This is a genomic window from Lysinibacillus sp. FSL W7-1291 (genome assembly GCF_038593415.1).
Lineage (GTDB): Bacteria > Bacillota > Bacilli > Bacillales_A > Planococcaceae > Lysinibacillus > Lysinibacillus fusiformis_D.
In genome coordinates, this window is sequence record NZ_CP151994.1 from 719,438 (window position 1) to 739,503 (window position 20,066).

A 20,066-nucleotide genomic window follows, 5' to 3' on the forward strand; every position below is an offset into this window, starting at 1 on the left:
CATGGCACAAACAATTCCTATTAAGCCAGCAGATGTCACGTGGACAGATGATCAATGGAAGGCGATTTATGCTAGTGGTCAAGACACACTTGTTTCAGCCGCGGCAGGGTCTGGGAAAACAGCAGTACTGATTAATCGGATGATTGAAAAAGTCATTGCTACCGAGAATCCTATCAATGTAGATGAACTATTGGTAGTGACCTTTACGAATGCTTCAGCTGCTGAAATGCGCCATCGTATGTCAGAGGCATTAGAAAAGGCAATCGCAGAAAATCCAACATCTAATCACTTAAGACGCCAGCTTAGCCTTGTCAATAAAGCGCAAATTTCCACGTTGCACTCGTTCTGTTTAGCCATTGTGAAGCAATATGCATACTTGCTTGATATAGATCCAGGCTTTCGTATCGCCAATGAAGCAGAAATCGCTTTATTAAGAGATGATGTATTAACGGATGTTCTAGAAGACGCCTATGATGCTGAGGATGAGGCTCAAGTACAGGCTATTTATCGCCTTGTTGATAGCTTTACTTCGGATCGTGATGATCAAGCAATCGAAACGCTGATTAGTAAACTATATGATACGTCACGTGTACATGCAGAGCCTCAAAAATGGCTATGGAGTCTTCCTCAAGTATACGAGTTAGCAGAGGATGTAACGATTGATGATCTAGAGCCTTCTCAATATGTTAAATTGACCGTTCGCCATAGTTTGGAAGAAGCCTTCGTGTTAATTTCAGAAATGCGGGCGATTACATTACAGCCAGACGGACCGGCTCCTTATGCTGAAACGGCAGAAGTTGATTTTGCCATGATTCAAGAAGGGATTCGAATTAGCCAAAACGGTACATGGCAGGAGCTATTTGATTTTTTTGCGATGGTCAAATGGTCTACGTTAAAACGAGTATCCAAAGATGCATTAGTAGATGTAGAGTTACAGGAGCTTGCGAAGAAAAAAAGAGAAGCAGCTAAAAAAATAATGAATAAAATCAAAGAAACGTATTTTGTTCGTACACCTGCACGCCTACTTGAAGAAATACGATTAATGGCGCCAATAATTGCCACATTAGTAGACCTGACTGCTACTTTTAGTGAACAATTCCGCCTAGCTAAGCTAGAACGGGGAATCATTGATTTTTCAGATTTAGAGCATTATGCGTTACAAATTTTGACAGTAGAAATAGATGGTGAACTTCAGCCTTCGCCAGTTGCATTAGATATGAAAAAACGTTTTAAAGAAGTACTTGTGGATGAATATCAGGATACGAATATGCTACAGGAAACCATTTTACAGCTTGTCAAAATAGGTGAAGAGAGTAATGGCAACCTGTTTATGGTTGGAGACGTAAAGCAAAGTATTTATCGCTTCCGATTAGCTGAACCGAAGCTCTTTATGCGAAAATATAGTGATTTTTTGGAGATGCCTGATGTAACGGGAATGCGAATTGATTTAAATGCTAATTTCCGTAGTCGCAAAGAAGTGTTGAATGCTACAAACTACGTATTTGCACAAATTATGGGAGAGCGTGTTGGTGAGATTCTTTATGATGACAATGCATCATTAAAGCCAGCAGCACCTTATGATGAAAAAGAAATACCTGTTGAGCTTGTAGTGATGCATCCGCCACAGGATGAGGAAGCAACAGAAGAGCTTGAGGAAATGGGCAATGAAGCTACTACAGAGCTAGAAGAATTGAAAAAATCACAATATGAGGCGCGCTTTATCATCGATCGTATACGACTGATGATGGAAGATGGGACAACTGTTTATGATACGAAAACGAAGTCTGAGCGACCATTAAAGTATAGTGATATTGTGATTTTAATGCGCTCCATGACATGGTCGACAGATTTAGTGGAGGAATTTAAACTGGCTGGGATTCCACTCTACGCTGAGTCATCTAAAGGCTATTTTGATGCGCTTGAAGTGATGATTATGTTAAATGTCTTGAAGGTAGTCGATAATCCCTATCAGGATATTCCACTAGCTTCTGTACTGCGTGCACCGTTTGTTGGTTTAACGGAAAATGAGTTGGCAAAAATTCGTTTAGCCGATCAGAAGGTACCGTTCTATGATGCTTTACGTCAATTTATTCGTAGCGAAGGGCATGGCGTGCAATCAACTACATTTGAAAAGCTTCAACGCTTTATGCTGGCCTTCGAAAACTGGCGAGATTTAGCACGTCGTGGATCATTATCCGATTTAATTTGGAGGATTTATTTAGATACGCATTATTATGAAATGGTTGGTGCAATGCCAAATGGTAAGCAGCGTCAGGCGAATTTACGCATCTTACATGACCGTGCATTAATGTATGAAAAAACGGCCTTTCGTGGACTATTCCGCTTTCTCCGCTTTATTGATCGAATGCGTACGCGTGGGGATGATTTAGGTACTGCAAAATCAATTGGCGAAAAGGATGATGTTGTGCGTCTTGTGACGATTCACTCCTCAAAGGGACTAGAGTATCCAGTAGTCTTTGTTGCAGGAATGGGACGCCCGTTTAACAAAATGGATTTTCATCAACCTTATTTATTCGACCAAGATTTTGGACTCGCTGTCAAGGCTATTGACCCAGAAAATCGCATCACATATACATCTTTACCGTTTTTAGCGTTACAAGAAAAAAAAGAGCTGGAAATGCGTGCAGAAGAAATGCGTGTTTTATATGTTGCCATGACTCGTGCGAAGGAACGTCTAATTTTAGTGGGCTCTGTGAAGAATTGGGAGAAAACACGTGACAACTGGCAGGATGCACAAAGTTTACCGATAGATGCGCCGCTACAGGAATATTTGCGAGCAAGAGCTAATAGCTATTTGGATTGGGTAGGACCAGCGGTGGCAAGGCATGCAGACTTTACTACAGTTGCTACCACTTCTTATAAGGCGTTAGAAGATCATTCACGCTGGTCGGTACAAGCGATCAACACAAGCCATTATTCATATGAAATACATGCGATGGATGAAGAAGTACAACAATGGCTCACGATGCCAGAGGACGAGGCATTACTAGATGAAATTACGTCACGCTTTCAAGCGCAGTACGCCTACCAAAGGTCTACAAAAAAACGTTCTAAAACGTCTGTTAGTGAGATTAAGCGCTTAGAAAACTTACAGCGCCAGGCGGAACCTGAATTTTACTTTGCCACACCTGCCAAGCAAAAAGCTACTTCCATTGCACCTCGACCAGCCTTTTTACAGGAACAACAGCTAACAGGTGCTGAAATTGGAACAGCTGTGCATACAGTGATGCAGCATGTCCCACAGTATGGCTTTGTTGAAATCCAAGATGTGAAGGATTTTGTAGAGGATTTAGTGGCGAGACAATTGTTAACTGAGGCAGAGGGAAAAATGGTTCCACTAGCGAAGATTTTTCATTTTTTTGAGACAGAAATAGGGCAGCGGTTCAAAAAGGCAAAGCAAATACGGAGGGAAATGCCCTTTACCATTAGTAGAGTTGATGAAGATGGCGATGCTCAAATTGTACAAGGGATCATTGACTGCTTATTTGAAGATGAATATGGCGATTGGGTCTTGCTAGATTATAAAACTGACCGTATCCTGCCACATTTTGCACAGGAGCCTGCCCTGACAAAGGAAATACGAAATCGTTATGCTGTACAGCTTCGTGTTTATAGTGAGGCCATTGAATCAATTTTACACATCAATGTGAGCGATAAAGTATTATATTTATTCGATAATGAACAGGCCGTACAGGCATAAAGAACTTGTTATGGCAAAGCAGGGCAAGCCTTTTTTGCCTTGCTTGCACCATAGCATTTAGTCAAGAGGAGGCTATTTCGTGGAGTCAAAACCGACCATGTTGCAGGAACGAATGGCAACATTAGATATTTTACGAGGCATTAGCTTGGTAGGTATTTTACTTGTAAATATGTATACCTTTTATTTGCCAATGCCGCATATTGATTTGGCATCGTGGTTTACAACACCATCTGATATTGTTTGGCAAAAAAATATAGACATATATGTGCAGGGAAGCTTTTACCCATTATTTGCAATGCTATTTGGTTATGGGCTTGCCATGCAGTGGCAAAAAGCACAGAGCCGTGAACAAAATTTTTACACACTAGGTCTTCGCAGACTGTCTGTATTGTTTGTTTTTGGTTTTCTACATGCTGTGCTGATTTGGTGGGGCGATATATTAATGATGTACGCGTTCTGTGGCGTTTTTTTAGTGCTATTCCTACGCTTTAGTCCTATTTGGTTAGTAGCTAGTGCATTTATTATTAACGGTTTAATGCAAGTTTTTATGTTATTCGTTGTAGGAATTATGCTTTTTAATACCAAGGTAGATGATTATTTAGACATCGTATCTGTAGAGAAGGCTATTACGGCTTATGGTACAGGCAATTGGGTAGATGCCTTTATGCAACGCTTAACAGATTTATCGACGCAGGCAGGCATAGGGATGTGGTTTGCAGCACTGTTCACTATTTTACCTTATATGTTAATAGGTGCTGCAGCGTCAAAATGGCGTCTAGTAGAACGAGCTAAAGAATTGAAATGGCTCTGGCTGACATTAGCGATCACGGGGTTGGTCATTGGTATCGGTGTTAAAAGTTTACCAATTATGTTTACAAGAACATATTTACTAGATTATTTAAAGGTATACATAGGTGGTCCAATTTTAGCAGTAGGGTATATCGGGGTCATTGTGTTACTTTGCTTAGTGCCAATTGTACCGAAGTTACTTAGTCCTTTTGCTAAAATTGGTCGTATGTCCTTAACGATGTATATTCTTCAATCTATTATAGGTACTTGTTTATTCTACCAATTTGGCTTTGGCTGGTACGGTAAAGTCACTGTGGAAACAGGGGTATTAATTGCTATCGGCATTATTGTTGTGCAAATGATCCTAGCTGAAGTTTGGTTATCTAAGTGGAAACAAGGACCATTAGAGGCGATATGGCGTAAATTAACGTATAAGCAAAACGTGGAATCACGTTAATATATGCCTCTTCACATGCATAATTTATGAAGATAGTACAACTTATAAAATTATTGTCGCAAAAGTAAGGCAATTTCTATCATATTGTTGTATTATGTAGAAAAAAGAAGGAGCTCTTAAAATCATGAAAATTTTATCATTCAAATTAGGTGGACATGTAAGCTTTGGACCAAAAGTAAAAAAAGAAGAAGCGGTATGGGATGTACTCGCTATTCAAAATGAACTTCAAGTTCTCCCTTCTTTTTCAAGTTCAATTGTGGATGGCATTGCTTTAGGCTTTGATTTCGTTGAACAGATTCGTAAATTAGTAGAAGCAGCAGAAAAATCAGATTGTGCCGATAGTTTTAAACGTGAATTTACAGATATCGAGTGGCTTTCACCAATTCCGCGTACACCCAAAAATATTATGTGTATCGGTAAAAACTATGATGAACATGCCAAAGAAATGGGTGCAGAAGCAGCACCAACAGATTTAATGGTATTTACAAAATCACCAACTGCTATTGCAGCGGATGGACAAACAATTTCCATTCATGCTGACCTTTCTTCCAAAATGGACTATGAAGGTGAGCTAGCGATTGTTATTGGAAAACGTGGTAAAAATATTCCTAAAAATTTAGCATTTGATTATGTATTTGGTTATACAATTGCTAATGATATATCAGCTCGTGATTTACAAGACAAGCATAAACAATTTTTCTTAGGTAAAAGCTTGGAAGGTACTTGCCCTCTTGGACCATACCTTGTGACAAAGGATGAAATTCCAAATCCACAAGACTTAACAGTGGTGACAAAGGTCAATGATGAAGTACGCCAAAACGGTTCTACGAAGGATATGATGTTCTCTGTTGAAACCTTAGTATCTATTCTATCTCAACATGTAACATTAGAGCCAGGAGATGTTATTTTAACAGGTACGCCTGCAGGAGTTGGAAAAGGGATGAACCCGCCACAGTTCTTAAAGGCTGGGGATACAGTAAAAGTATCTATTCAAGGCATTGGTACATTAGTCAACCATTTTGAATAATGACGATAACCATCCGCGTGAGTCTTTACTCCGCGGATTTTTTCTTTCTACACTCGATAGGCTGTGAGATGTCGAGCTATAATTGATGTAAATTATGTGAACACTGTTGTAATGTTTGAAACCCTTTCCATCGCATGGTAGGATAGAGTTTGATAGAAAAATGAATGAGGTGGGACAAACATGAGTTTTTTAACTAGCCAAACGCATTTGCATATTACTACGTGGGTTATTGCTATTGTTATCTTTTTAATCGCTGCACTAATGGGCAAGCAATCAAAGGGCTTACATATGGCTTTACGTCTATTCTACGTATTAATTATCATCACAGGTGGGGCATTATTCTTTAAATATCAGGCTGGAGACCCGATGATGTACGGACTGAAATTTTTATTCGGTATTTTAGTAATTGGTATGATGGAAATGGTATTAGTGCGTCAAAAGAAAAACAAACCAACAGGGATGTTTTGGGCATTATTCGCAGTATTCCTATTTATCACGCTGTTCTTAGGCTTTAAGCTACCATTAAACATTAATTTCCTAGCATAATAATTTCTTAAAGGTCGTGAAGTATTTGCTTCACGGCTTTTATTTTGCTAAAAGGGTGAATACGAGAGAACTGACACCTTTTTGCCCTAATTCATTTCGCATTTTCGTAAAATCTTTTGAAAAGATAGCGACGTGACAGTGTTATTTGGTAAAATGACGATGGATTGGTTTGAAAGAGAGGGAATAACAGTGAAATTTAAGAAATGGATAAGTGCGACGGCTGCATCACTTTTATTAGCAACTTCATTCGTAAGTACTACACCAGTAGCGCATGCGGATGAAAAAGCGACAACATCGATAGCAGAAGAAAGCATCTTTGATTTACTCGTTGACCGTTTCTTTAATGGTTCGGGCACAAACGATTTTGATACAAATACGAAAGACCCTTCGAAATTTGCAGGAGGCGATTTTACAGGTCTGCAAGATAAGCTAAAATTTATTGGTGAGATGGGTTTTACAATTGTTTCTATTGGTCCTATTTTTTCTACAGAGAAATATGATGGATCACTACTTACAAGCTACACGACAATCGAACGTCATTTTGGAACAACAGAAGAATTCCAAAGTGTTGTAGAAGCCTATAAAGCTAAAAATATGTCCATCATGGTGGATTTCCCGCTCAATAATGTGAGTCCAAATCATGAATGGGCAAAGGACTCATCAAAAGCTGACTGGATTGCTTCTACGAATAATGGACAAGTACAATGGGATTTATCGAACAAAGCTGTGCAAGAGGCGCTCATTCAATCAGCCACTGAATTTGTTTCTACATATGATGTTGGTGGTATTCGTTTAACGAATATTGCAGAGGCTGATATAGCGTTTGTCAATGCGATGATTGCAGCATTAAAAGAGACAAAAGCATCTCTTTACGTGATTGCTAATGAAGAAAGTGATGCTGATTTTGATGCAACCTTCTCACCAGCAACAGCGGATATTTATCGTAATATTTTTAAAAACGTGGATATGGATTCGTCTAAATTAATGGAGCCTTTTACAGGAGAGAAGCCGACACAGATTATGGTGGATTCACTTGAAACCCATCGTTTTACATTCGATTCTGCGACTGAAAATATGTTTCCGCCTACACGCTTAAAAATGGCGATGGGTGCTTTATTTATGCTTCCTGGGATTCCCGTTGTGCAATATGGTACAGAAATCGCCATGAATGGGGAAGCAAAACCAGATACACATCAGTTGTATAACTTTAAAACTGATGAAGAATTGATTGATTATATTAAAAATGTTCAATCCTTACGTAATCAATCTGCAACTTTACGTAAAGGTGATTTTGAAGTAATTACAAATGACAATGGCCTACTTGTCTTCACACGTACCTCTGACGAAGAAAAGTGGGTAATTATGGTGAATAATACAGGCAAAACGCAACGTGTGGACTTAACACCAGCGCAACTTGGTGAAGGGAAAATGCTGAACGGAATTTTACATGAGGAAAAAGTTCGTATAAATGAAAAAGAGGTTTATCCTGTTATTTTAGACCGAGAAATGGTTGAGATTTATCAGGTTCGCAATGATGAAGGCTTAAACATGCCCTACATGGTTGCCCTTGGTTTAGTGTGGGTAATCTTTATCGGCTTTGTTGTTATCATCATTAAACGAGGAAAAGTTCGCCGTCAAGAACAAGACGTCCAACAACCATAGCACAACGAAAAAGCATGCTAGGAGCAATCCTAACATGCTTTTTATTAGCCTTGATAGCTTTTGTTCGTAAAGAAGATTGCAATAGTGCCTGGTCCTACATGTGAACCGATTGCAGAGCCAATCATAGTAATTTGAACAGCTTGAGGAGAAAAACGTTCCTGAATAGAAGCCTTTACTTCATTGGCAAAGGCCACATCATCACTATGACTAATACCAACAATTTTATCCGTAAAGCTTCCGCCACGCTCCTGCATTAAATCTAACATACGATTAAGTGCTTTTTTACGACCACGTGACTTTTCAATAGGTATCAGCTTGCCTTCCTCTACATTTAAAATAGGCTTAATGCTCAGAAGACCACCTAAAAAGGCACTGGCCTTGGATACACGACCACCTTTGGCAAGGTAATCTAAATCTTCTACTGTAAATAAATGCTCCATCTGAGGTGCATATGCACTCATTTTAGAGGCCATATCCTCTAAGGATACCCCTATATTTCGAAGGCGAACTGCTTCCTCTACAACTAGACCATGTCCTAGTGAAGCGCATTTAGAGTCGATAATGACTAATTTTAATGAAGGATATTGCTCTAATACTTGATTGCGAATCATTTGAGCAGTACTATATGTGCCGGATAATTCCGATGAAAAGGCAATATAGATGCCTTCTTCTTCATTTTTAGCTAGTTCCTCAAAGTGCTTTAAAAACAGCTCAGGTGACACTTGTGATGTTTTGGGTTGAGCACCTTGGCGGATGGCATCGTAAATCTCTTTGGAATCAATCGTAATGACATCTTCATATTCTTTGTTGTTCAATTGCACTCGTAAAGGGAGTAACACGACATCATTTTCTTCATAGTAAGACTTCGGTAGATCGCATCCACTATCCGTAAAAATCTTCATTCTCTTGTCCCCCTAATTTCAACTTACTCATCAAGTATTTTTAACTTTATTCAGTCGGTACTCACTTAAGATAAATGGAAGGGGTACCACTGAATAAAGTTAAACTGGTAAAAATGGAATGTTAACTTGAACTTACTACTTAACTATGATAATTTCAAGCGTTCAATGAGGATTTTTGCGATTCCATCATCATTATTTGTTGCTGTAATTTCATTGGCAATGTTTTTAAGACTTGGAATACCGTTCCCCATCGCTACACCAAGTCCAGCATATTCGATCATTTCTAAATCATTGTCTTCATCACCAAACGCGATGATACGCTCACGTGGAATACCTAAATCTTTTGCCACATGCGCAATACCCACAGCTTTATTTAAGCCGCGACGTACAATTTCAATAATATGAAGTGGCGCGCCCCATCGACGATGCTCAATAACTTCTGCGTGCACCGCCTGTAAATGATCACGTATAATGACCGAATTCGCTTCATTTGCTTGAATTAATAAACTTGTGGGATTTTCTAAGAGATGTGTGTATAAATCCCCAAGTGTGATTTTGGGATTACCCATATTAAAAATATTTAAGATACGATCGTCCTCTGTGTGTACATAAATATCATCTTTTACCTCAGCGATAATATTTTCATACTCGTAACTATTGATGGATCCAACAACATCATGTACAACACTTAAATCAATCGGTGTGTGCATATGTTGCCAAGATACATTTTTGGGATGATGTACATATGCGCCATTAAAATTGACAATGGGTGTAGTGAGCCCAAGCTCATGATAATAAAGATCACTTGCACGGTATGGACGCCCCGTTGCAATCATCACTTGATGCCCTAATTCCTTAGCCTGCAATAATGTTTTTTTCGTTTTTGCTGAGATTTGTTGTTGGTCTGTTAATAAAGTACCATCTAAGTCTAGTACGATTAAATGCGGTTTCATAGCTCGTTGCCCCTTTCCTATAGTTTGAATAGTATCTCTTTGTCTTTCATTCGTCAAAATTTTGTCACAGTGAAAAAAGTTTGCTAACATAAAGATGAGACAATAGTTGGGAGTGACAAAAATGTTTGTAGAAAAAGAAGTGTGGGGAAATATTCCTTTATTACATATACATACAGACAAGATGAATGAAGAAACCCCAGTAGTGATTTTTTTGCATGGCTTTATGAGCGCGAAAGAACATAACTTACACTATGCATACCAATTGGTGCATAAGGGGGTGCGTGTCCTATTACCGGATGCAAAATTTCATGGTGACCGTAGCGAAGGCCTTACAGAAATACAAATGAACTTGAAATTTTGGGATATTGTTTTAAATTCTATTCATGAAGTGCAACAATTATATGATGAATTAAGGAATAAAAATTTATTGGCCAGTCATAATATTGGCATAGCAGGTACTTCAATGGGCGGCATCGTGACCTCCGGCTGTTTAAAACTTTATGATTGGATAAAAACAGCGTCAATATGTATGGGTGCACCAGGTTTTATTAAATTAGGTGAATATCAATTGCAGCAATTTGCAAAAAGCGGTATCAATTGGCCGATGTCAGAGGAAGATGTCCGAAAAGTCAATGAGCTCTTAGCTAAATATGATGTTAGTTTAACGCCAGAAAAATTCGCAGGTCGTCCGGTTTTCTTTTGGCATGGAGAATTAGATAAAACAGTACCTTTCCATGAAACGTATAAATTTTATGAGACATTACGGGAATACTATCAAGCAAGCCCTGAATATTTAAAGTTTATGGTGAACAAAAAGGCAGGACATGCAGTTCCACGTGACGGTATGCTAGCAGCAACAGACTGGCTTGCACAGCATTTGGCATAACAGGATGCATCTGCTATGATAAGGTTAACACTATGATGGAAGGAGAAATACGAATGGATCAAGATATGAAAGATAGCATGTTTGGTGCTTTAGAAAATGTAATTGACCCTGAGCTTGGGATTGATATCGTCAACTTAGGTTTAGTATATGATGTAGATTTAGATGATGAAGGTGTAGCAACTGTTACGATGACATTAACATCGATGGGATGCCCACTTGGGCCAGTTATTGTGGATCAGGTGAATACGGCATTAGGGGAACTTCCAGAAGTGAAAAGTACAAATGTTAACATTGTATGGAATCCACCTTGGTCAAAAGACAAAATGTCACGCTATGCAAAAATGGCATTAGGCGTACGCTAAAATTGCAACATTAAAAATCCCTGCTTATTTTATAGGCAGGGATTTCATGTTGTTGAAAAAAGATGATGTTCATAGTAGAAAAAGAACCTTTAGCAAGGCGAGGGGTTGATTTCCGTTCCGCCAGCGTCCTTTCCAGGGGGCGTCCGATGAGCCGCTTCACTCACTGCGTTCGCTCCAGAGTCTCAACTGTGACGCTAAATCCCCTAGGAGTGACGCTGGCTCCACTCCAATCAACCATTCTGCAAAAATGTCTTTTTCTTATCTTTCATACGAGCCGTATTTGTATGATTAGAGAAAGGATAGCCTCTTATTGTCAATGTGGAGAAGTGATGAGTGACAACACCCTCCATAAAGAGTAATGAATACCTTCACTTTATTTGAAGATCTTTGCTAAAAAGAAATATTTTTATGGGTTGGAGTGGAAGGCTACTTGACTCCCGTGGGATAGCGAGACAGGCGAGCCCCTGCACGGAGGAAGCGGCTCGGCGCTCGCCCACAGGAAAGCAAGTAGCCTGCAACGGAAATCCATTTTCACCTTTCACAAAAATGCTATGGATGGTTTTGTTTTTCAACACGATAAAATCCCTGCTATATTTTATAGGCAGGGATTTCGTTTGTAACGAAATTAATCGATACGGCATATTTGTAATGGACAATTTTCACAAGCAATTTCATTTTTTAAAAATTGTAAATCATGAATTGTAATAAAGCCTTTATCAAAAGTGATAATATCGTGTTTTTTTAAATCATTCAACATACGATTAATCATTTCACGACTTGTTGCACACAAATTCGCAATTTCCGTATTTGTTAGCTGGAAATCAATAAAAATTGAGCCATTTTCTAAAGGTTTACCATACGTATTGGAAAGCCGAATGAGCGTTGAAAATAAAGCACCTTTTTTACCATTTAACACTAAATCACGCAAACGACTTTGATGCTTTAAGTTTTCTGTTTGCAACCACTTTATATATTCCACCATAACAGTAGGCTGATCTTCTAGTAAATGCTCCAATGATTTACGACTTAACACATACATCGTAGAAGGCTCTAATACCTTTGCAGTCATGGAATTATAGACTAGGTTACAAAATAATGACCCCTCTCCAATTATACTGTCAGGACCACAAATACGAATAGTTAATTCCTTGCCAGTTTCGGTTTCTTGGCTTATCGAAATCACACCAGATTGGATGTAATAAATTTCTTTTGCCCGTTCACCCTCTAGAAAAATTTTATTTCCTTTATTCACTTTGATAAAAACACCATGCTTTTGAAATAGATCCTTCATTTTTTCAAACATATTATCCATTAAAACCATATCTCCAACACATCGCTTTCTTTTTGTAATAAACGGCAATTATTACAAAAGGATAGTGGATTTTTCGATACTAAAACATAGAAACATATCATTATTATAACGTAAATTTCCATAATCCGTGAAAAAATTTTAGTGCGATTTCTTTGCGAAGCAATGTCGATTGATGTAAAATAAAGTTAGTCAAAAAAGGTCAAACTTTTTAAAAGAACAAGAATGGGTATAACAATGATAAGAAACATGATGGTAAAGGAGTGCTAGCTATGCAATTTCAACAAACAGATAACAAAAAACCACTAGAGCAATTTGGACGAAATTTGATTGAAGAAGTTAAAAACGGCAAAATGGACCCAGTTATCGGGCGTGATGAGGAAATTCGAAATGTCATTCGTATTTTAACACGCAAAACGAAAAATAATCCTGTATTAATTGGTGAACCAGGAGTTGGTAAAACAGCGATTGTTGAGGGTTTAGCACAGCGTATTGTGAAAGGCGATGTGCCAGAGGGCTTGAAAGAATGTGTGTTATATGAGCTAGATATGAGTGCTTTAATCGCAGGGGCAAGCTATCGTGGCCAATTTGAAGAGCGCTTAAAAGGTGTGTTAAAAGAGGTGAAAGACTCAGAAGGACAAATCATTTTATTTATTGATGAAATTCATACCATCGTCGGCGCAGGCAAAACAGACGGTGCTATGGATGCAGGGAATATGCTCAAGCCTATGCTTGCACGCGGTGAACTACATTGTATTGGTGCTACAACACTAGATGAGTATCGTATGTACATTGAAAAAGATCCTGCTTTAGAGCGACGATTCCAGCAAGTTCTTGTACGTGAGCCTTCGATTGAGGATACGGTTTCCATTTTACGGGGCTTAAAAGAACGCTTTGAATTACATCATGCAGTACGAATTCATGACAGAGCAATTGTTGCGGCAGCAGAACTGTCCAACCGATATATTACAGAGCGATTTTTACCTGATAAGGCAATTGATTTAATTGATGAGGCTTGTGCGATGATTCGTACAGAAATTGATTCGATGCCACAGGAATTAGACGCAGTGACACGTCGCATTATGCAGCTTGAGATTGAAGAACAGGCATTACGTAAGGAAAAGGACGAAGCAAGTAAAAAACGTCTAGAGCAATTGCGTGAGGAATTAACAAAATTAAAAGAATCCTCAGAGGGCATGCGCCAACAATGGGAAGCAGAAAAAGAAATGTTACACGACATTCAGAAAAAACGGGAAACATTAGATAAATACCGTCGTGATTTAGATGAAGCAGAAAGTAAATATGATTTAAATAAAGCTGCGGAATTACGCCATGGCAAAATCCCAACATTAGAAAAGGAAATTCAGGAACTCGAAAAACAGTTAGAAAATGGGGCAGAATCCCGCATTTTACGTGAAGAAGTAACGGCAGATGAAATTGCTGCGATCGTTTCCCGCTGGACAGGAATTCCTGTAACAAAATTAGTAGAAGGAGAGCGTGAAAAACTTCTACGATTAAAGGATACATTACATGAAAGAGTAGTCGGTCAAGACACAGCAGTACAATTAGTAACAGAAGCTGTATGGCGTGCACGTGCAGGTATTAAAGATCCACATCGTCCGATTGGGAGCTTTTTATTCTTAGGTCCAACAGGTGTTGGTAAAACTGAGCTTGCTAAGGCACTTGCTGCGCAGTTATTTGATGCAGAAGATCACTTTATTCGAATTGATATGAGTGAATACATGGAGAAACATAGTGTGTCTCGTCTCGTTGGTGCTCCTCCAGGCTATGTAGGTTATGAGGAGGGCGGACAATTAACAGAGGCTGTACGCCGAAATCCATATTCCGTGGTCCTCCTAGATGAAATTGAAAAAGCACATCCAGATGTGGCGAATATTTTATTACAAATTTTAGATGATGGCCGCATTACAGATAGTCAGGGACGTATGGTGAATTTTACAAATACAGTGGTCATTCTAACATCCAATATTGGCTCTAGTTATTTAATGGAGGCAAAAGAAGGCGATAATGCTGTTGAAGACTTAGTGATGACGGCCCTACGCCAACATTTTAAACCAGAATTATTAAACCGTATGGATGACATTATCTTTTTCCATGCTTTATCTACAAAGCATTTTACTGCGATTGCTTGGAAGTACGTGGAGCAACTGATTAAACGTGTGGCAGAACAGGAAATTACTTTATCTGTCGAGCAAGAGGTTATTGACTGGGTAGTACAGCAAGGAGCGGATGCTCAGTTTGGAGCGAGACCATTAAAACGCTTTGTACAACGACATATCGAAACAGCAGTAGCTAGAGAACTGCTTCGTGGTGAGGTTTTACCAGGAGAAACTTTGCATGTGAAAATGCGTGATGGTCAATGTGTTGTGGAAAAATAACAGAAAAAACCTGTTCGGCAATGTGCTGAACAGGTTTTTTCTAGATAAATTAATGATGGTCTGCAGCTTCTGGTGTAGGGTCGTTTGGAATGATTGCTCCAATAATAAAGATTAGAATGGAGAATACAACAGAAACGATTGCCCCTGTTTTAAAATCAAATGGTACACCAAGTACAGAGCTGACTACGTAGTTTAACATAGAAACTAGTAGGAATGACCATATGAACGTTACGATATATTGCATTAATTTCACCTCAACCGAACTTTTTTCATTATAAGGTTTTACTCATATTCATTATCATATCATAACATAAATCGAAAAAAAAAGAACCTTTTATGTGAAACATGGCGAATTTGTCACAACAAATACAAGGATCTGGATTTTATATTCAACGGCCTATCGTAGCATTTGATTTGCAGAAGGTATGCTGATGTTTAATGATAGGAAGTTAGTGTGTGCTTTGTAATGAAGAGGAGTCAGGGAATTAGTCTCGATTAGGGTTTTTGCTCGTAACGAGTGCAGAAGCGCTCTAATTATAGTAGGAACTTGGCTCAGAGCTAGTAGATAGTGCTCCTAAGTAAGACACTCCGTTCATAAAAAGGTGGACAGTACTATGACGTAGAAGTTCACCCGCTCAAAAACGACGATAATGCCAAAACTCTCACCTAACCTAATAAAGAGTCAGCCCTCACCAAAAATAAAATCTCCGCCACGTCCAAAACACATTAATTTTAAATCACCTTGCGTCCTTCCTTTCGTATGCGTTATAATTATGACCAGTTACTAATAATTGATAGTAAGAAAGCTGAGGGGTTGCTATATGAACGCTGGTATTATAGGAATTGGCAAATATGTTCCTGAGAAGGTCGTTACAAATTTTGATTTGGAAAAAATAATGGATACTTCAGATGAATGGATTCGAACTCGAACAGGCATTGAAGAACGTCATTTTGCGGCAGAGGATCAGGAAACTTCAGATTTAGCAGTAGCAGCTGCTAAAGAAGCTATTGCAAAAGCGGGTATTACGCCAGAGGAAATTGGTTTAATACTTGTAGCAACTGTCACACAGGATCAAACTTTTCCAAGTGTAGCATGTATGGTTCAGGAACAAATCGGAGCAGTGAATGCGGCGGCGATGGATCAAGCAGCGGCATGTGCAGGATTTATATATAGCTTAGTGACAGCGAAGCACTTTGTAGAGGCAAATACTTATAAATATGTCTTAGTAGTAGGTGTAGAAAAGCTGTCGAAAGTCATCGATTGGAAGGATCGTAATACAGCTGTTTTATTCGGTGATGGTGCTAGTGCAGCCATTGTTGGGCCAGTATCTGAAGGCAGAGGTATTGTATCATTTGAACTTGGTGCTGATGGTACAGGCGGTAAAAACCTTTATTTAACACAGCAAGACACAATTACAATGAATGGTCGTGAAGTGTTTAAGTTTGCTGTACGTCAAATGGGTGAATCGGCTGTTAATGTGTTAGAGAAAGCAGGATTAACAAAAGAAGACGTAGATTTTTTAGTGCCGCATCAGGCAAATATACGAATTATGGAATCTGCTCGTGAGCGATTAGAGCTACCACCTGAAAAAATGTCAAAAACGATTCATAAATATGGAAATACTTCAGCAGCATCTATTGGTATTTCCTTGGTAGATGAGCTCGAAGCAGGTAAGATTAAAGAGGATGACTTATTAGTCCTCGTTGGTTTTGGTGGCGGCTTAACATGGGGTGCCGTAGCCATGAGATGGGGAAAATAAGAAGGAAAAATGCTTGAGGGGAGTAAGACAATGAGTAAACGACGAGTAGTAATTACAGGAATTGGCGCAGTTACACCACTAGGAAATAGCATCGAAGAAACATGGGCTAACATCAAGGCTGGTAAATCTGGCATTGGTGAGCTGACACGATTGAATAAAGAACTTTTTGCAGCAAAAATCGCAGCAGAAGTGAAGGATTTCGATATTGAAAAATATATTGATCGTAAAGAAGCACGTAAAATGGATCGTTTTACGCACTACGCGTTAGCCGCTTCCATTATGGCAATGGAAGATTCACAATTAACAATTGATGAAGAGCTAGCTCCACGTGCAGGTGTATGGATTGGCTCTGGTATCGGCGGTATGGAAACTTATGAACAACAATTTTTAACATTCCAAGAGCGTGGCGCAAGACGTGTCAGCCCATTCTTCATTCCAATGATGATTCCTGATATGGCTTCAGGGCAAGTATCTATTCACGTTGGTGCAAAAGGTATTAACTCATGTTCTGTAACGGCGTGTGCTTCGGGAACAAACTCCATTGGCGATGCCTTTAAAGTAATTGAACGTGGGGATGCAGATGTGATGATTTCAGGTGGTGCTGAATCACCAATCGTTACAATGGCTGTGGCAGGCTTCTGTGCAAATACAGCTTTATCATTAAATCCAGACCCACAAGCCGCATGCCGTCCATTTGATAAAAACCGCGATGGTTTTATTATCGGAGAAGGCGCTGGTATCGTTATTCTAGAAGAGTATGAACATGCAAAAGCTCGTGGCGCTAAAATCTATGCTGAAGTTTTAGGTTATGGTGCAACAGGTGATGCGCATCACATTACGGCTCCAGCTCCAGAGGGTGAGGGGGCAGCACGTGCAATGACGCAAGCATTGACAGATGGTGGAGTTGATCCATCACAAGTTGATTATATTAATGCACATGGTACTAGCACACCTTACAATGATTTATTTGAAACACAAGCTGTTAAAACTGCTTTTGGTGATCATGCGTATAAGCTTGCTATGAGCTCCACAAAGTCTATGACGGGTCACTTATTAGGAGCAGCTGGTGGTGTGGAAGCGATTTTCACAGCCTTAGCCTTAAAAGAAGGCATTTTACCTCCAACAATTAATTTAGTAGATCCAGATCCAGAATGTGATTTAGATTATGTTCCAAACGAAGCGAGAGAAGCAAACATTCAATATGCGATGAGTAATTCTCTTGGTTTTGGTGGTCACAATGCCAGTCTTCTATTCAAAAAATATGAAGCATAATATATAAACTTAAAAAACGTCAGCCAAATTTAAACGGCTGACGTCTTTTTTTATAGTTTTGTGAATAAATGATAAGTAAGAAGAAATAGAAAGGATGCCTCTACTGTGTTTCGTCTCTTTTTATTTTTAGTAAGCTATGGCTTAATGATCCTCTCTGTAGGGAATCTCATATTGTATTTAAATTATCGAACATTAGGTTATTCCTGGAAGGTTGTTTTCAAATTTATTTTTCAAACAACAGAATTTTATATGGCGGTAGGAGCCTGCATTATCATTTGTGCTGTTGTGCTTGATTTAGGCTTTGATCGCTCCACAGACAAGCCATAAATTAGCGACGTGTGCGGCCGAGACCCATTGCATCTTCCATGCGTTTTAATGTAGCACTGGCAATCGCATTCGCCTTTTCAGCACCTTCATCTAAGATGACATCTAATTCAGAGGATTCTACTAAATGATAGAATTTTTCTTGAATTGGTGTTAGATGTTCGATAACAGCTGTTGCAACACCTTGCTTGAATCCACCATAACCAATTCCCTCATATTTTTTGACTAAATCTTCAATGGCTATACCAGAAATAGCCGATTCGATTGTCAATAAATTCGAGACACCTGGTTTATTTTCTACATCAAATGCAACAATACCATCAGAATCCGTAACCGCTGATTTAATTTTTTTCTCAATGTCCTTTGCCGTATCTAGCAAACGGATTGTCGCTTTCGTATTAGGGTCAGATTTACTCATTTTCTTTGTTGGCTCTTGTAAGGATTTAATACGAGCGCCTGCTTTTGGTAATTGAATTTCTGGAATTGTTAAAACGTCACCAAAGCGTTTATTAAAACGTTCTGCAAGGTCACGAGTTAGCTCGATATGCTGCTTCTGATCATCGCCGACAGGGACAATGTTTGTGTTGTAAAGTAGAATGTCTGCAGCCATTAACGGTGGATATGTTAAAAGAGCAGCAGAAACGCTTTCTTTACCATGTGATTTATCTTTAAATTGTGTCATACGTTCTAGCTCCCCGATAGACGCAACACATTGTAACATCCATCCTGCCTGAGCATGCGCTGGCACCTCTGATTGAATGAATAACGTAGATTTTTTAGGGTCGATGCCAGTAGCAATATAGGTAGCTGCCAGCTTACGAATGCTTTCACGTAATTCTTTAGGATCTTGGGCAACCGTGATCGCATGCTGATCAACGATACAATAAATAGCATTCCCTTCGTCTTGTAGTGCAGGAAATTGCTTGAATGCTCCTAAATAGTTCCCTAAAGTAACGATTCCTGTAGGCTGTACGCCTGAAAAAATAGTTGTCATTAAAAGTTCCTCCTCGAATTCAAATTCCGTGATGGTTGTCAGCGGCATTTACTCACTTTTCCACCTCACGATAAAGACAAAAAAACATCATGCGTCCTCATTAGATTTTTTCTAATGAAGGGACGAATGATGTTTTGAATCCGCGGTACCACCCAGCTTGCCTAAAAGGCCACTCAGCTTCGTAACGTGAAGGGACGAGCTCTGCTAATAGCTTCTAACAGCGTTCACAAAGCTAACTCGGAAGTCCATTCCACATGTCTCCACGATCTGTTTGCAGCAACCACAGACTCTCTAAACGTGAAATGAACATATGTACTACTCTTCGTCAGCGTTTTTCTCAATTTAAATTATTCAAATTGATTTGATTGCAAAGAATTATATTATAAAGATTCCATTGTGTAAAGTCAGACTTTTGACGGTGGTTTTTTTCGAGAAAAAATTATATGCTTTTTTTGTTGTGTAATTTTGTTATAAATATAAAATTTTTTATTAAAATTGTGTTTAGGTGTACACGTCAAATTGACAATTTTCTCGTTTAATCTTTTTAAATGAGAACAACTAAGATACATGCTTGGATGTATAAAATGCACTGAAAGTGGGAATGTTAGTAGTAGCACATAAGATAGAAGGAAATACGCTTTATTAAAAGCTGTATAAAGAGACAGAATAATTTGTGATGGGTTCAGTCTTTTTTTATTGGAAC

16 protein-coding genes and 1 other annotated feature are annotated in these 20,066 nt (G+C 38.9%); of the genes, 11 read left to right on the top strand and 5 right to left on the bottom strand.

The genetic code is table 11. The features are described 5' to 3' along the window. Position 1 precedes the first annotated feature (1 nt). From addA to NST76_RS03330, 5 genes are all read left to right on the top strand, one after another. Positions 2–3,721 carry a helicase-exonuclease AddAB subunit AddA gene (addA, locus tag NST76_RS03310; RefSeq protein WP_342544626.1) on the top strand — a complete coding sequence of 1,240 codons (3,720 nt, stop codon included), beginning with the start codon at positions 2–4 and terminating at the stop codon, positions 3,719–3,721. A gap of 79 nt (positions 3,722–3,800) precedes the next feature. Beyond that, on the top strand, positions 3,801–4,967 hold the full coding sequence (locus NST76_RS03315) for a DUF418 domain-containing protein (RefSeq protein WP_058843815.1): 1,167 nt from the start codon (positions 3,801–3,803) through the stop codon (positions 4,965–4,967). Between the two features lie 124 nt (positions 4,968–5,091). Beyond that, a complete protein-coding gene (locus tag NST76_RS03320) occupies positions 5,092–5,994 on the top strand; it encodes a fumarylacetoacetate hydrolase family protein (protein ID WP_342544627.1) in 903 nt (300 codons plus the stop codon). A 180-nt stretch (positions 5,995–6,174) separates the two neighbouring features. Further along, complete coding sequence (locus NST76_RS03325) at positions 6,175–6,540, top strand: YisL family protein (RefSeq protein WP_036120921.1); 366 nt, start codon at positions 6,175–6,177, stop codon at positions 6,538–6,540. A 132-nt stretch (positions 6,541–6,672) separates the two neighbouring features. Then, positions 6,673–8,202: an alpha-amylase family glycosyl hydrolase gene (locus NST76_RS03330; protein ID WP_230593788.1), complete on the top strand. Its 1,530-nt coding sequence runs from the start codon at positions 6,673–6,675 to the stop codon at positions 8,200–8,202. Between the two features lie 44 nt (positions 8,203–8,246). Here the strand turns inward: NST76_RS03330 and NST76_RS03335 are convergent, their stop codons facing one another. Together NST76_RS03335 and NST76_RS03340 are read right to left on the bottom strand one after the other, a co-directional pair. After that, entirely contained in the window at positions 8,247–9,104 is an 858-nt protein-coding gene (locus NST76_RS03335; RefSeq protein WP_036120917.1) for a DegV family protein, read from the bottom strand. 143 nt (positions 9,105–9,247) lie between these two features. Next, positions 9,248–10,057, bottom strand: a complete 810-nt coding sequence (locus NST76_RS03340; protein ID WP_036120914.1) for a Cof-type HAD-IIB family hydrolase — start codon at positions 10,055–10,057, stop codon at positions 9,248–9,250. A 121-nt stretch (positions 10,058–10,178) separates the two neighbouring features. Here NST76_RS03340 and NST76_RS03345 point away from each other — a divergent pair, with 121 nt between their 5' ends. Then, positions 10,179–10,943, top strand: coding sequence for a prolyl oligopeptidase family serine peptidase (locus NST76_RS03345; RefSeq protein WP_058843813.1), 765 nt, complete (start codon positions 10,179–10,181; stop codon positions 10,941–10,943). A gap of 53 nt (positions 10,944–10,996) precedes the next feature. Continuing rightward, positions 10,997–11,305, top strand: coding sequence for a metal-sulfur cluster assembly factor (locus NST76_RS03350; protein WP_036120908.1), 309 nt, complete (start codon positions 10,997–10,999; stop codon positions 11,303–11,305). A 625-nt stretch (positions 11,306–11,930) separates the two neighbouring features. On the opposite strand, the gene NST76_RS03355 is transcribed toward NST76_RS03350, so the two are convergent. Beyond that, the gene (locus NST76_RS03355; RefSeq protein ID WP_036126671.1) at positions 11,931–12,617 is read right to left on the bottom strand and encodes a Crp/Fnr family transcriptional regulator; all 687 of its coding nucleotides are present in this window, start codon (positions 12,615–12,617) and stop codon (positions 11,931–11,933) included. Between the two features lie 269 nt (positions 12,618–12,886). Here NST76_RS03355 and NST76_RS03360 point away from each other — a divergent pair, with 269 nt between their 5' ends. Continuing rightward, positions 12,887–15,013: an AAA family ATPase gene (locus tag NST76_RS03360; RefSeq protein ID WP_271912423.1), complete on the top strand. Its 2,127-nt coding sequence runs from the start codon at positions 12,887–12,889 to the stop codon at positions 15,011–15,013. A 49-nt stretch (positions 15,014–15,062) separates the two neighbouring features. On the opposite strand, the gene NST76_RS03365 is transcribed toward NST76_RS03360, so the two are convergent. After that, positions 15,063–15,257: a YjzD family protein gene (locus NST76_RS03365; RefSeq protein WP_004227469.1), complete on the bottom strand. Its 195-nt coding sequence runs from the start codon at positions 15,255–15,257 to the stop codon at positions 15,063–15,065. A 577-nt stretch (positions 15,258–15,834) separates the two neighbouring features. Here NST76_RS03365 and NST76_RS03370 point away from each other — a divergent pair. The 3 genes from NST76_RS03370 (at position 15,835) to NST76_RS03380 (ending at position 18,372) form a co-directional block, all read left to right on the top strand. Further along, on the top strand, positions 15,835–16,773 hold the full coding sequence (locus NST76_RS03370) for a beta-ketoacyl-ACP synthase III (RefSeq protein ID WP_089934871.1): 939 nt from the start codon (positions 15,835–15,837) through the stop codon (positions 16,771–16,773). Positions 16,774–16,803: 30 nt separating this feature from the next. After that, complete coding sequence (gene fabF / locus NST76_RS03375) at positions 16,804–18,045, top strand: beta-ketoacyl-ACP synthase II (protein WP_340812596.1); 1,242 nt, start codon at positions 16,804–16,806, stop codon at positions 18,043–18,045. 105 nt (positions 18,046–18,150) lie between these two features. Then, positions 18,151–18,372: a hypothetical protein gene (locus tag NST76_RS03380; protein WP_036126664.1), complete on the top strand. Its 222-nt coding sequence runs from the start codon at positions 18,151–18,153 to the stop codon at positions 18,370–18,372. A gap of 1 nt (position 18,373) precedes the next feature. Here NST76_RS03380 and trpS read toward each other — a convergent pair whose 3' ends face one another. Continuing rightward, positions 18,374–19,363: a tryptophan--tRNA ligase gene (gene trpS, locus NST76_RS03385; RefSeq protein WP_036126679.1), complete on the bottom strand. Its 990-nt coding sequence runs from the start codon at positions 19,361–19,363 to the stop codon at positions 18,374–18,376. 115 nt (positions 19,364–19,478) lie between these two features. After that, positions 19,479–19,701: a binding site (T-box leader), on the bottom strand. Positions 19,702–20,066: the final 365 nt, after the last annotated feature.